This window comes from Mesorhizobium sp. WSM4306, from assembly GCF_007003975.1.
GTDB lineage: Bacteria > Pseudomonadota > Alphaproteobacteria > Rhizobiales > Rhizobiaceae > Mesorhizobium.
The window spans coordinates 217,816-230,518 of record NZ_VFTC01000005.1; the positions used below are offsets into that span (position 1 = coordinate 217,816).

Annotated in this window: 16 protein-coding genes; 8 read left to right on the forward strand and 8 right to left on the reverse strand. The window is 62.6% G+C overall.

Translation table 11 applies throughout. The features are described from left to right. Positions 1–84: 84 nt before the first annotated feature. Positions 85–1,611, forward strand: a complete 1,527-nt coding sequence (locus tag FJV77_RS09560) for an HWE histidine kinase domain-containing protein (protein ID WP_185970253.1) — start codon at positions 85–87, stop codon at positions 1,609–1,611. 19 nt (positions 1,612–1,630) lie between these two features. Here the strand turns inward: FJV77_RS09560 and FJV77_RS09565 are convergent, their stop codons facing one another. The 3 genes from FJV77_RS09565 to FJV77_RS09575 all read right to left on the reverse strand — a co-directional run bounded on the left by FJV77_RS09565 (position 1,631) and on the right by FJV77_RS09575 (position 3,334). Further along, positions 1,631–2,092, reverse strand: a complete 462-nt coding sequence (locus FJV77_RS09565; RefSeq protein ID WP_142866547.1) for a hypothetical protein — start codon at positions 2,090–2,092, stop codon at positions 1,631–1,633. Positions 2,093–2,104: 12 nt separating this feature from the next. After that, positions 2,105–2,431, reverse strand: a complete 327-nt coding sequence (locus tag FJV77_RS09570) for a DUF883 family protein (protein WP_142866548.1) — start codon at positions 2,429–2,431, stop codon at positions 2,105–2,107. A 141-nt stretch (positions 2,432–2,572) separates the two neighbouring features. Beyond that, positions 2,573–3,334, reverse strand: coding sequence for a Crp/Fnr family transcriptional regulator (locus FJV77_RS09575; protein ID WP_142866549.1), 762 nt, complete (start codon positions 3,332–3,334; stop codon positions 2,573–2,575). A gap of 290 nt (positions 3,335–3,624) precedes the next feature. Here FJV77_RS09575 and FJV77_RS09580 point away from each other — a divergent pair, with 290 nt between their 5' ends. Further along, entirely contained in the window at positions 3,625–4,002 is a 378-nt protein-coding gene (locus FJV77_RS09580; protein WP_246691203.1) for a response regulator, read from the forward strand. A gap of 51 nt (positions 4,003–4,053) precedes the next feature. On the opposite strand, the gene FJV77_RS09585 is transcribed toward FJV77_RS09580, so the two are convergent. Both FJV77_RS09585 and FJV77_RS09590 read right to left on the reverse strand, forming a co-directional pair. Continuing rightward, entirely contained in the window at positions 4,054–4,605 is a 552-nt protein-coding gene (locus tag FJV77_RS09585) for a sigma-70 family RNA polymerase sigma factor (protein WP_142866551.1), read from the reverse strand. 3 nt (positions 4,606–4,608) lie between these two features. Next, positions 4,609–4,803, reverse strand: coding sequence for a NepR family anti-sigma factor (locus tag FJV77_RS09590; RefSeq protein WP_142866552.1), 195 nt, complete (start codon positions 4,801–4,803; stop codon positions 4,609–4,611). 220 nt (positions 4,804–5,023) lie between these two features. Here FJV77_RS09590 and FJV77_RS09595 point away from each other — a divergent pair, with 220 nt between their 5' ends. The 6 genes from FJV77_RS09595 to FJV77_RS09615 all read left to right on the forward strand — a co-directional run bounded on the left by FJV77_RS09595 (position 5,024) and on the right by FJV77_RS09615 (position 8,578). After that, positions 5,024–5,818: a response regulator gene (locus FJV77_RS09595; RefSeq protein ID WP_142866553.1), complete on the forward strand. Its 795-nt coding sequence runs from the start codon at positions 5,024–5,026 to the stop codon at positions 5,816–5,818. Positions 5,819–6,043: 225 nt separating this feature from the next. After that, positions 6,044–6,211, forward strand: coding sequence for a DUF1328 domain-containing protein (locus FJV77_RS09600; RefSeq protein ID WP_127414401.1), 168 nt, complete (start codon positions 6,044–6,046; stop codon positions 6,209–6,211). Positions 6,212–6,377: 166 nt separating this feature from the next. Continuing rightward, on the forward strand, positions 6,378–7,412 hold the full coding sequence (locus FJV77_RS09605; RefSeq protein WP_142866554.1) for a sensor histidine kinase: 1,035 nt from the start codon (positions 6,378–6,380) through the stop codon (positions 7,410–7,412). Positions 7,413–7,596: 184 nt separating this feature from the next. Further along, positions 7,597–7,773 (forward strand): hypothetical protein, encoded by a 177-nt coding sequence (locus tag FJV77_RS32310; protein WP_185970254.1) that lies wholly within the window; start codon positions 7,597–7,599, stop codon positions 7,771–7,773. A 152-nt stretch (positions 7,774–7,925) separates the two neighbouring features. Further along, complete coding sequence (locus FJV77_RS09610; RefSeq protein WP_142866555.1) at positions 7,926–8,228, forward strand: hypothetical protein; 303 nt, start codon at positions 7,926–7,928, stop codon at positions 8,226–8,228. A 107-nt stretch (positions 8,229–8,335) separates the two neighbouring features. Continuing rightward, positions 8,336–8,578: a YMGG-like glycine zipper-containing protein gene (locus FJV77_RS09615; protein WP_112559509.1), complete on the forward strand. Its 243-nt coding sequence runs from the start codon at positions 8,336–8,338 to the stop codon at positions 8,576–8,578. A 39-nt stretch (positions 8,579–8,617) separates the two neighbouring features. Here FJV77_RS09615 and FJV77_RS09620 read toward each other — a convergent pair whose 3' ends face one another. The 3 genes from FJV77_RS09620 to FJV77_RS09630 all read right to left on the reverse strand — a co-directional run bounded on the left by FJV77_RS09620 (position 8,618) and on the right by FJV77_RS09630 (position 12,568). Continuing rightward, positions 8,618–10,264, reverse strand: coding sequence for a CHASE domain-containing protein (locus FJV77_RS09620; RefSeq protein WP_142866556.1), 1,647 nt, complete (start codon positions 10,262–10,264; stop codon positions 8,618–8,620). A 161-nt stretch (positions 10,265–10,425) separates the two neighbouring features. Beyond that, complete coding sequence (locus tag FJV77_RS09625) at positions 10,426–11,223, reverse strand: ATP-binding cassette domain-containing protein (RefSeq protein ID WP_185970255.1); 798 nt, start codon at positions 11,221–11,223, stop codon at positions 10,426–10,428. A 13-nt stretch (positions 11,224–11,236) separates the two neighbouring features. Continuing rightward, complete coding sequence (locus FJV77_RS09630) at positions 11,237–12,568, reverse strand: sugar ABC transporter permease (protein ID WP_142866558.1); 1,332 nt, start codon at positions 12,566–12,568, stop codon at positions 11,237–11,239. Positions 12,569–12,703 lie beyond the last annotated feature (135 nt).

Below are 12,703 nucleotides of genomic sequence, written 5' to 3' on the forward strand. Positions count from 1 at the left end.
ATTGCTTGCTACAAAAGTTCCGGGTCCCGACGGCAGCGCACAACGCGCTGCACTGCGGATGGGACCTGCAAGCGAGGGGACTTGGTGGATAAAAAGGTGGAGATGGGTCTGCCGGCCGACGTTCGACGCGCGGTGGCGGCGCCGGAGCGGCTTGCCGTGCTGCACGGGCTCGACGCGATCGACACGGCCTCCGATCCCGACTTCGATCGCATCACCGGTCTTGCCGCCGCCGTGATGCAGGCGCCAATCGCCTTGGTCACGTTGCTCGATACCGAACGCCAATGGTTCAAGTCCTGTGTCGGTCTGGACGAGACCGAGACTGCCACCGACACCTCGTTTTGCGCGCACGCCATCGCCGCCGGCGACGAGCCTATGGTGGTGACCGATGCCAGCATTGATCCCCGCTTCGCCGCCAATCCGCTCGTGACCGGTAAGCATCATCTGCGGTTCTATATCGGCGCGCCCATAGTGGTGGCCGGTGCGCGCATCGGCACCGTATGCGTACTCGACCGGAAACCGCATGACTTTCCGTCCCCTGCCGCACTCGATCGACTGAAGGCGTTGGCCAGTCTCGCCGCCAGCCTGTTTACGCTCAAAAACGCCACCCGCAGCGGCGCCATCGCCGCCGCAGCTTTGGCGCAGGAGGAAAAGCGCCGCGCCATCGCGCTCGATGCCGCCTCGCTTGCCAGCTGGGCCTGGGATATCCGCACCGACATGATCGAGTGCGATGTGCGCCTGTCGGAACTGTTCAATCTGCCGCGCTCGAACCGGTTGCGGGCGCGCGACATATTGGGCGCCATCGACCCGCGCGACGTATACCAGACCGAGACGCGCTTTCGCGACGCCCTGACCGGCAGCGACGATTATTTCGGCGAATATCGGGTCAAAGGCTTCGATCCGCCGCGCTGGATAGCCACCCGCGGCCGCGTCATCGAGCGCGACGGCGAAGGCAAACCGACGCTGATCTTCGGCGTCAACTACGACATATCGGAACGCAAGCTCGGTGAGGAACGGCAAAGGTTGTTGCTGCGCGAGCTGAACCATCGGGTCAAGAATACGTTGGCCACGGTGCAGGCACTGGCGACGCAGACCGTTCGCCATGCCCGCCGCCCAAGCGAATTCCTCGAAGCCTTCGGCGCCAGACTGCAGGCGCTGGGGGCTGCCCATAACCTCTTGTCCGATCGCGAATGGCGCGGCATCGGCATCCGCGAACTGATGCAGATCGAGGTCAAGCCGTTCGATTCGACCGAACAGCCGCGCATCGCGATTTCCGGCCCGGATCTGCTGCTTTCGCCCGACCAGGCGGTGGGGCTCGGCCTGATCATGCACGAACTGGCCAGCAACGCGCTGCAATACGGATCGCTGTCAGTGGGCTCGGGAAAGGTCGACGTCGACTGGAAAGCGCTGGGCAAGAAAGGCGCACGCCGCCTTGTGCTGACCTGGCGCGAAAGCGGCGGGCCGCAGGTCCAGCCTCCGGAACGGCAGGGATTCGGCTCGATCCTGATCCGCCGCAGCCTCGCCAAGGTCTTGTCCAGCGAGGTTGTGCACGAGTTCCGTCGGGAAGGCGTGTTCGCGGAAATATCGATGCCGTTGGAAGATTTGCCGAGCTGAAGCGTCGGGGAGTTCGGGCCTAGTCGGCCTCGTCGTCCGGATCGCCCGGCCGCGGTTTGACGTTTTCCTTGTAGATGGCATAGGCCACCAGCGCGATGATCGGTCCGAGGACAAGTTCCTTGCCGCCTTTCCCCTTGAGAAGCGACGGCAATACGGCAAGGGCCGCCGTGATGCCGAGTGCCTTGAGGTCGGCATTGCGCCTTCGCGCACGTCTACGGGCGCGCGTGCCGGCCGCCAGTTGGTAGATGAGCAGGATGAGCCCGGCAAGCACCAGGAAGCCGGCCGCGAAGCCCAGGCAGGCCGCCATCGACCCATAGCGGTCGGCGACCCAGATATAGGCCGCCCCCAGGAGAAATCCGAGCCCGCACAGAGCCGCAACCGCGGCGAGCCCATAAACGATTGCCGCCGTGCGCGCGCGGCGCATGGCGGCAATGGCTTCACCCGAGGCCAAAGCAGAAATCAGCGATGCCAGCGTCCCCATCTCTAGCGAAAACTAGCGCCGGGCGAGAAGCGCGAACAGAAAGCCCACGCCGGCTGCGATGGCCAGCGACGTCACTGGCTTTTCGCGCACATTGGCGGTGATCTGGGCTTCGATGTCCTTGGCGTTGCCGCGTAGACTGTCGAAGGCAGCCTCACCCTGGGCGCGCAACTGCTCGACGCCTTCGGCGGCGGCGCGCCGCGCCGTTCCGTAGCCATGCTCGCCGGTCTTGGCCAATTGCTTGGTCAGCTTTTCGATGTCGGCCTTCAACTGCCGGATATCGGCTTCGAGGTCGGCGTTCGTCTGGGTTTCGCCAGCGGTTTTTCCTGTGGCAGTTGCCATTCCCATAACTCCTTGCGTTTGCGTGGTTTCAAACGCCCCACACACTCCAAGGTTCCGAAATCGGAGACCATATCCATGAAAGGGTGTTTGCCTGTGCGAGTCCAGCCCCGGCTGGACTGGTTCCCTGCTGGATCAGCGGCATCAGATCAGCGGCCGGCGGCCCTCGCTCAAGCCCTCCCAGCGTGCGAGGTCCTTCAGCGCCTCCCGGTCGACCACTTCGCAACCGCCGTCGCGCCAGGCGATCAGCTTGCGGTCTATCAGCTTGCGGATCGTCTTGTTGGTGTGGACCAGAGACAGGCCGAGCGTATCGGCGATATGCTGCTGCGTGATCGGAATCTGCACCGGCGCCTTGCCGTTGAGCCCAACTACCGCCGCCCGGCTGGCGATGAAGGCGATGAGATAGGCGGTGCGCTCGAGCGCCGTGCGCCTGCCGATGCTGAGCAAATTCTCGTCCAGCATGCGCTCCTCGCGCGATGCCATCCAGGTGATGTCGTAGGCAAGTCCCGGATGGTTGCGGTAGAGCTCGTGCAGGTTTTCGCGCTCGAATACGCATAACAGCATCGGCGACAGCGCCTCGATTGAGTGCTGCATCTCACCAAGCAGGCTGCCCTGCAGGCCGATGAGATCGCCGGGCATCGAATAGTTCAGAATCTGGCGGCGGCCGTCCGACAGCAATTTGTAGCGGAAAGCCCAGCCCGACAGCACCGTGTAGAGATGAGCGCTGTGGCTGCCTTCGACGAGGACGGTCGCACCTTTGTCGACGGCAAGTTCGCCCTTCTTGAACCTGCTGACGAAGGCAAGCTCCTGCTTCTCGAAGTCCCGGAACACCTGCAACGGCCGGAGCGGGCACTTCTCGCACGGATATTGGCGGCTGGAAAAGGAACGACCATTCTGGCCAGACATTTCGACCCCTCTTCGAACGCCTCTTTGCCAGAGGCTGACCGCAACGCCTTTGCAAGGGCCGCGGTTCCGCCGCCAGCGATGCGCATGTCTTTTTTAAATGACAGGATGGCAAATAGCGATCATGACTCGCTGCACTCCAGTGAGGCGAATTCCAAGCTCGCCTGGCGTTGGAGCAGACCCGGTTAGCGAATTTTTCGGATCAAGGCCACCGGCCGTTCCCCAAAGGCCCGCGATGCGGTTGACTGGAGTCACTGAACCCGATGCTGCAAGAATTGAGGAGAGATTGCCAGGTGGCCCCATTGCTTGAGGGATTGCGAATTCTTGTCCTGGAGGATGAATTCCTGATCGCCATGGATGTCGAGCAGCTTTGCCGCGACCATGGCGCCGGCGACGTGGTGATTGCCCGCGACCTGGCAGAGATCGACGAGCAGACGGTCGCCGACAGGTTCGACGGCGTTATCGTCGACTTGATGCTGAGTGGGACGTCGACGCTCGACTTTGCCGCGCAACTGCGCCAGGCGGGCACGCCCTTCGTCTTTGCCTCCGGCTATTCGGACGCGGACGAGATCAGGGCGTCTTTCCCCGGCGTGCGACTGGTAACCAAGCCATATTCGGGAGACGATCTCGTCGAGGCGCTGGCGGTGGCCTGCGGCCGCGCGCCAGTCTGAAATGCCTTCGATCGGTACTTGAGAGCCCGAGCCCGCAAAACAGGCTCGCTCTCAGGCGGCGTTTGAGCCCGTGACCTGCGACGAGATGGCATCGGGCCCATATTCGTCTTCGCCGGAGATTTTCAGGATCTCCTGCAGCCTTGTGCGGGCACGGCTGACCCGGCTCTTGATCGTTCCGACCGCGCAGCCGCAAATCTCGGCGGCCTCCTCATAGGAAAAGCCGGAAGCGCCGATGAGGATGATGGCTTCGCGCTGGTCCTCGGGCAATTGCTCGAGCGCGCCGCGAAAATCCTTGAGATCGAGCTGGCCGTGCTGGGCCGGATGAACGGCGAGCCTGGCGGTCATGATGCCGTCGCTGTCCTGCACCTCGCGGCCGCGCTTGCGCATCTGCGAATAGAACTCGTTGCGCAGGATGGTGAACAACCATGCCTTGAGATTGGTGCCCGGCTGGAAGCTCTCATGCTTGTCCCAGGCCTTGACCAGCGTCTCCTGCACCAGATCGTCGGCCTTGTCGGCATTCTGCGTCAGCGACACGGCAAAGGCCCGCAGGCTCGGGATCGAGCCGAGCAGATCGGTCTTGAACCCTTCTGAGACAGCTGCCATGCCTCAGTCTTTCTTCTGCGCGGGTTCGGCCTGTTCCAGTTGCCTGAGCAACTGGGCGAAGCGATCCGGCACATTGTCGGAGACCAGCTCGTCATAATATTGTTTGAGTTTGCGGCCGATTTCCGAATTCGCCCCGAGCGGGTCACCGGAATTGGCCCGGCGCCTGTCAGCGGCGCCAGCCAGTGTTTCTTTATTCATGTCCTCATTTCGCCCTTAAATTCCAGCGCCCTAGCCGCCCTATTACACAACGCAAAGCGGCCCCCCTCGTCTGGTTGCCCATCGCCCCACAAACGTCGTCCTTGGAGATTCGTTCCACAGCCCTCGGAACTTTTTCATAAAACCCGCGTTGTTTGCAGGGGCTTGCAATCAGCTTGACCTGGAATCTATGCAATTACGTCATCTGAGGGAGACGTCTATCATGAGCCTTTCCGCAACCATTGCTCCGCACCTGCCGTTCCTGCGCCGCTTCTCGCGCGCCGTTTCGGGATCACAGGAGAGTGGCGATGCGCTGGTCGCCGCGATGCTCGAAGCCATCATCGCCGACATCGACATCTTCCCCGAAGCGTCGAACGACCGCATCGCGATCTACAAGGTTTTCGCCAAACTGTTCACCTCCATTGCCATCCGCGTTCCGCAGGAGCAGGCGCAATCGGCATGGGAGCAGCGCGCCGCCGCCAATCTCAACGCCATTGCGCCACTGCCACGCCAGGCCTTCCTGCTGGTCGCGGTCGAAGGCTTCAGCGAAGACGAGGCGGCTGAAATTCTCGATGTCGACGCCAGGGAATTCTCCGAACTGCTTGCCCAGGCGAGCAACGAGATTTCCCGCCAGGTGGCGACCGACGTGCTGATCATCGAGGACGAGCCGCTGATCGCCATGGACATCGAGGAAATGGTCGAGAGCCTCGGCCACCGTGTCGTCGGCACGGCCCGTACCCATGCCGAGGCGGTGGCTATGTTCGGCAAGACAAGGCCGAAGATGGTGCTGGCCGACATCCAGCTTGCCGACGGCAGCTCGGGCATCGATGCGGTCAACGAGATCCTGTCGTCAACCTCTGTGCCCGTGATCTTCATCACCGCCTTCCCCGAGCGTCTGCTGACCGGCGAGCGGCCCGAACCCGCTTTCCTCGTCACCAAGCCGTTCAATCCGGACATGGTCAAGGCGCTGATCAGCCAGGCGCTGTTCTTCGACCGGCAGGCCAAGGCCGCCGCCTGACATAGTCTCCAACGTTTCGCCGCATCCCGCGGCGTTGGCAAGCACTGGCGATCGCCCACTCGGCTATCGCCAGTTGTCTTTCTCTCCATGCCGCTTACGTGGTCGGGCTCGCGTGCCTGAATCATTCGCGTCCGGGGCCCCTTCCAAAGGCTGTCTTTTTCGGCAAAGGGTGGAACAAACACCAACCAACCACGTTTTTATCTCAGCATCGGAAGGAGACGGATCATGCTTTACTGGGCGCTCGTATTTCTCGTCGTGGCGATCATCGCCGGCGCGCTTGGTTTCGGCGGTATCGCAGGCACCTCCGCCGGCATCGCGCAAATCCTGTTCTTCATCTTTCTCGCCTTCCTCATCATCTCGCTTCTGGCCGGCCTGTTCAGGCGGGCGTCGTAAGACCGGGTAGCGAGCCAAACACTGGAAGCCGCACCCCTCAAACGGTTTCCAGCCACCGCCGGGCGGTGTCCTTCAAGGGACACCGCCCGGCGGACCTGTTTCAGGGCTTATTTCAGGAACTCATTTCAAAGTGAATCGTTCAGCTTGGGTGGCGGACAGGTGACTGATGCGTTCCAGAGGAGAGACAAGCGACAACGGGCGGAGTGAAGTCATCGCCCTGCACCCCGCTGAAAGCGGCATGCAGCTCGGTCGCGCCTTGCTCCACGCTCTGCACAATGCCGGTATCTCCGTTCTATACCAGGACCGCGAGATGAAGACCGTGTGGGCGCGCAATATGCGTGAGCCATGGGGGTCCGACTCCGCGGACAGCAGCGGCATGCTGCCGGCGGCGCAGGTCGAGCACATCGATACAGCCAAAAGCCGTGTCATCGCCTCCGGAAATCCCGAGCACCTCGAACTCAGTGTGCCCACCACCGACGGTATCCGCTGGTTCCAGGTGTGGGTCGACGCCGACCATGGCGACCGTGGCGATGTCCAGGGCGTCGTCACCACGATGGTGGAGACCACCGAGCAGAAACGCCGCGAGCAGACGCTGAAGACGTTGTTGCGCGAGGTCAGTCACCGCTCCAAAAACCTGTTGGCCATCATCCAGAGCATTGCCACCCAGACCGGCCGCTATTCCGAGACATCGGATGATTTCCTCACGCGCTTTCGCGGCCGGCTGCAGTCACTGGCCTCCTCCCAGGATCTGGTGACGTCGTCGAACTGGCGGGGTGCTGCACTACGCGAGCTTGTCCGTGGCCAGGTCGTGCGCTATGGCGCCGATCCGGCGCAGAGCCTGCGTTTCAATGGCGTCAATCCCTACCTCAATCCCAACGCCGCTCTTCACATCGGCCTGGCCATGCACGAGCTCGCCGTCAATTCAGTCAGCTACGGCGCCCTGGCGCGGCCGGATGGCTTCGTCGAGGTAACCGCGAATCTGTCGGGCGTCACTGAGGCCGCTGATAAGCCGGCTTTGTCGCTGACCTGGGTCGAGGCCATCGTCGCGAATGATAACAGGCGCACCGAGAAACGCTTCGGCAGCGTTGCTCTCGAACGCGTCGTGCCGGCATCGCTGAACGGCACGGCGACGCTTGAAATCACCGGCGACCGCCTCGAATATCGGCTTGTCGTTCCGCACGGCAATTTCGAAACCGAGTGAGCAGCCGGACTTGCCAGTAATTCCGTCCCGAATTGCGTCAAACAGAGAGCCCAGAGCGGCGGATTCCTTAACCAGCTGTTCACCATAAAGTCCGATGCTGAGGCTCCCAGAGATTGCCGGCTCCTGGCCGATTCAACCGACCCTTCGGCCGTGGCCTGCAACGCAAGTACGGGAGGAATGATCTTTGACGGTTGCCGATATGAACAGGCTGGAGCAGGCCGCCCGCGTCTCCATGAGCGGCTTTCACGATCCTGACTCTTCCGCCTCGCCGGCGCCGTACGCCTGGCATCCCTTGCTTCGTTTCGCCGCTGTCGCGTTCGTCGCCGCCATCGTTCTGGTCGTGGCGTCGCAGCTGGGCTGAGCCACATTCGCTTCGGGTTCACGCTGCTCCCAAATCTGGCTAAGCTGAAGGCTGGTCTGGCTCCTGGCCAAGCCGCTTATTAACGTCCCCAGCTTGCATCACAGGAACTTTGACGGCTGGTGACCGTTCTTATGGCGAGAGGATCTTTCGCCGTGGAACACATCGCCGCTTTGCTTCTGGTTATCGGCTGTTCAAACAGCATGACCGAATGCCGCGAACTGCCTGTGCCGGTCAGCGTGTTCGAGACCGCGGACGCATGCACCGCCGAGCGGCCTTTCGCCATGGGTGACGTGCAGAGTCAGGCCCAGCATGTCGTTGCCAAATGTCTTGCCGTCGATCCCGCCCTGGAGGACGACTACGACCAGATCGTCTGGAACGTGCGCCCGGATGGTTCGCTCGACGCATCCTTGCAGGTTTCCAACGTCGTGGTTGCGTCGAATGTGACGCGCCCCTAAAAAGACTATCTTAGCCAACAATAAGATCGAGCGGGCAAAGGCCGCCATTTCATGCTAAATGGCGGCTGAAGCTTATTAAAGTGAGGACGAAAGTGAGGAGAGACTCAATGCGGAAATTGATTATTGCCATGGTTGCCGTGGTCGCCGTCAGCGGCTGCAGCACGACCGAACAGGACGTGGGTGTCGGTACGTTGGTAGGCGCCGGCGTCGGCGGCCTGGTTGGCGGCGGCAAGGGTGCGCTCATCGGCGCAGCCGTTGGTGCCGGTTCCGGTCTGCTGGTGCGCAACCTGCGCAATGGCTATTGCCAGTATCGCGACAATCGCGGCCGGCTTTACACCGCTCGCTGCTGATCCGCTTCAAAAGCGTCAAACGAACAAGACGGAGACCGGTTAGCCGGTCTCCGTTTGTTTGCCTGTACCGGGCGGCGGGATCCTGATTTCCACGGTAAGCCCGTCGGCGCGAAAATCTCTGGTGATCGTGCCACGCAATTCGCGCGTGACATTGAGATCGATCAGCTTGGTGCCGAAGCCGGTCTTGGCCGGCGCTTCGAGTTGCTTCTGCCCGTTCTCGCGCCAATTCAGAACCAGCATCCTGTCCGATCCACGCCCCTGGAACGACCAGTCGACCTTCAGCGCGCCGACCGAATTGCCGGCCTCGCCATATTTCAGCGCATTCGTCGCCAGTTCGTGGAAGGTCAGCCCAAGCGCCTGCGTCGTCGTCTCGTCGAGCAGCACCTGAGGGCCTGACAATATTCCTTCCGGAAGCTCCTTGCCGAACACCTGGCCAAGCTCGATGCGCAAGAGATCGCCAAGGTCGGCCTTCTGCCAGCGCGAGCGCGTCAGCATGTCCTGGGACGCCGCCATTGCCTGCAGGCGGGCCGAGAAGGAAGAGGAGAACTCCTTTACGTCGGTGGCATGCGCTGCCGTCTGGCGCGCGATCGCCAGCACCCGCGTGATCGAATTCTTGATCCGATGCTTCATCTCCTGCAGCATCAGATCCTTTTCGAGCAGGCTCTTTTCCGTCGTCTCGTGCAACAGCGACTTGGCGTCATAGGCGCGCTCCTGGTAGCGCGCCACCAGCGCGATCGCGCCCGCCAGGAGCAACCCGAACAGGCCGAGCATCACCGGAATGGCGCGCGAAGACGGCTGCGAGAAGGCGCTTGTCGGCCGAAACAGCACCGTCCACGGCCGGCCGGCGACGATGATCTTGCGCGTCACCAAGAGCCTGTCGCCGAAGCTCGCAACCGGCGGCGTTTCCGACTGGAACAGAAGATTGTCGGCATCGACCTTGCCGTCATAGACCTCGGTGTTGACCGGCAGCAGCGGCGTGCGGCTGAGCGCGGTCTGGAACAGGTCGCGGGCGCGGAAAGCGGCGTAGAGAAAGCCTGATGTCGACGACCTGGATGCGTTAATGCCATCCGGCGCGGTTTCGACATTGAGCCTGACGAAGACCAGTAAGCCGGTAAAGGTCTGTGCCGCGCCCGTGCCCTGGCCGAGTTGAACCAGACCGCTTGCATGCTGTGCGTCATCGGCCATCGCCTTTTCGATCGCTTCGCGCCGCACCGGTTCGGTGAACATGTCGTAGCCGATGGTCGACTCGTTGGCAGGATCGAGCGGCTCGAACAGTACCACGGGGGTGCGCCAGGACTGTGCCGTGTCCGGATAGATAGCGTGGGGCACGCTACGGTCGCGCAACATGTCGCGCTCGACCGCCGCTTCGTCGCCGGCTTTGACCAGCCTGAGATAACCGATGCCGCGCAGGCCGGCGAAATTGGTGTCGACGTCGAGCGCGCTGAAGAAGGCCTTGAATTCGCTTCGCGAAATCTCGCCATTGCGGGCGTCGAACAGCGCCTGCGTCGAGCGCAGCAGCGACAGATGCAGGTCGATGCGGCTTTCGATGCGGTTGAGCGCATCGTCGGCCGTCGCCTCGAATTTGATCCGTGCCGCCTCCTGGGTGGCGAAGTAGGCGAAGCCTGCCATCGTCAGGCTGATCAGCGCGACGGCAATGAAGGCGACGATCGGGAAAAACTTCTTCAAAGGATGCTGCGGCCCATGTATCTGGGACCTTTATGGCATGTCACCGCGCCAACACAATGGCGAGGCCAAACCATCGTGACAGCTGGCACATCACGTTCCAGATATTAGCCGGCTTATTGATCGCGCATCGGGATGACCGTCAGCCGATGATGGCGCTTGTTTCAGGCGGCGATCTTCAGCGCGCCCGGCCCGGGAATGGCGCCGGGTGGGCATTTGCCGAGGATGATCATGCCGAGCACCTCGTCCTGGGTGACGTCGGTGGTGCGAGCGGTGCCGACGACCTGGCCGTTCTTCATCACGCAGACGCGGTCGGCAAGCTCGAACACGTCATGGATGTCGTGGCTGATCAGGAAGATGCCGATGCCGTCTGACTTGAGCTGCTTGACCAGTTCGCCGACCTGCGCCGTTTCCTGCGGACCAAGAGCCGCCGTCGGTTCGTCCATGATCAGGATGCGGGCGTTGAACAGGATGGCGCGCGCGATCGCCACCGATTGCCGCTGGCCGCCCGACAGCTTGATCACCGGGTCCTTGAAGCGCTGGAAACGCGGATTGAGCCGGCCCATGACCTTGCGCGCCTCGGCTTCCATGGCGACATCGTCGAGCGTGCCCCAGCCGGTCATCAGCTCACGGCCGAGGAAGAGGTTGGCGGCAGCGTCGACATTGTCGGCCAGCGCCAGCGTCTGGTAGATGGTTTCGATGCCGTATTTTTTGGCGTCGCGCGGGTTGGAGATCGAAGCCTCCTGGCCGTTGACGAAGATCTGGCCCGCGTCGCGCTTGTAGGCGCCCGACAGGATCTTGATCAGGGTCGACTTGCCGGCGCCGTTATGGCCGAGCAGCGCCACGACCTCGCCCGGAAAAAGATCGATGGACGCATCGTCGACGGCGCGGATGCCGCCGAAGGCAATCGAGATGTTGCGCATGTCGATCAGCGCTGTGCCCGTGGGAGCAGTTTTTTCCATGATCGTTCCTCCCCTAGACCCGCTTGCGGTAGACGGTGTCGAGCCACACGGCGATGACCAGCACGGCGCCGACGACGATGCTCTGCAGCGGCGAGTCGATGCCGAGCAGCACCATGCCGGATTGCAGCGACTGCATCAGAAGTGCGCCGAGCATGGCGCCCATCACCGTTCCGGCGCCGCCGGCCAGCGACGTACCGCCGATGACGGCGGCGGCGATGACCAGCAGCTCGTCCAGCGTGCCCAGCGCGTTGGTCGACGCGTTGAGGCGGGCCGATGAGATCGCAGCGCTGATCGCCGCCAGCACCCCCATGATCATGAACACTTTCATGGTCACCCAGCGCGTGTTGATGCCGGCAAGTTCTGCTGCTTCCGGATTGCCACCGATGGCGAAGACATAGCGGCCGAAACGCGTGCGCTTGGTGATGAAGGTCATGATGATGCCCGTGGCCACCGCCATCAGCACCGGGATGGCGATGCCATGCGCGATAAACAGCCCGCCTTCGGGAAGGGTAATGCCGTTCTGCTGCGCATACTGGCGCACGATGCCGATCGGCCATGGATAGGAATTGGCGATCCAGACGGCGCCGAGGATGGCCGCGCAAGCGACCACGCCAAGCAAGGTCTCAGCCCACACGGGGCGCAGTGGAAAGCTGAACCGCTTGCGCTGCGAGCGGCCGTTGAGCAGCGCGAAGGCAACCGCCGCACAGGCGACGATGCCGACGATCCAGCTGGCGGTAGCGCCGATCGAGCCGCGTGGTCCACCACCCATCAGCTGGAAAGTGGCGTCGAGCGGCGCGACCGTGCGCCCGCTGGTGATCAGCCATGCCATGCCGCGCCACACCAGTAGGCCGCCCAGCGTCACGATGAAAGCCGGAACCTTCATATAGGCGATGATGAAGCCCTGGAACGCGCCGATCAGCAGACCAAGCGCCACGCCGGCGGCCAGCGCGATGATCCAGAGCCAGGGATTTCCGAGCTGGAAGCCGATGACGCGAATGAGGAATTCGGCCTGCGCCACGCCCATGATCATACCGATCACGCCTTCGACAGAGCCAACCGAAAGGTCGATGTTGCGCATGACGATGACCAGCACCATGCCGGTCGCCATGATCGCGACCGAGGAGGTCTGCACCGACAGGTTCCACAGATTGCGCGGCGTCAGGAAAAGCCCGCCCGACAGGATGTGTATGCCGACCCAGATGACCAGCAGGGCGCCGACCATGCCGAGCATGCGCGTGTCGAGTTCGGTAGCCCTGAGGAACCGCCCGACGGCGCTGAGCTCGGATGCGCGCGCCCGGTCCGCGGCAGTGCTGGCGACCGGCTGATTAGAGGTCGTGTCGGTCATGCTATCCTCCCACCGGTTTGCCGTCTGGCGCGGATGCCGGAACATGGATGCTATTTGCTTTCCGTGGTCATTTGAAGCGGAAAGCCCTTGGAGAAACGCCCCGGCGTTTTGGGCGCGGGGCCGAGCTTTGGGACC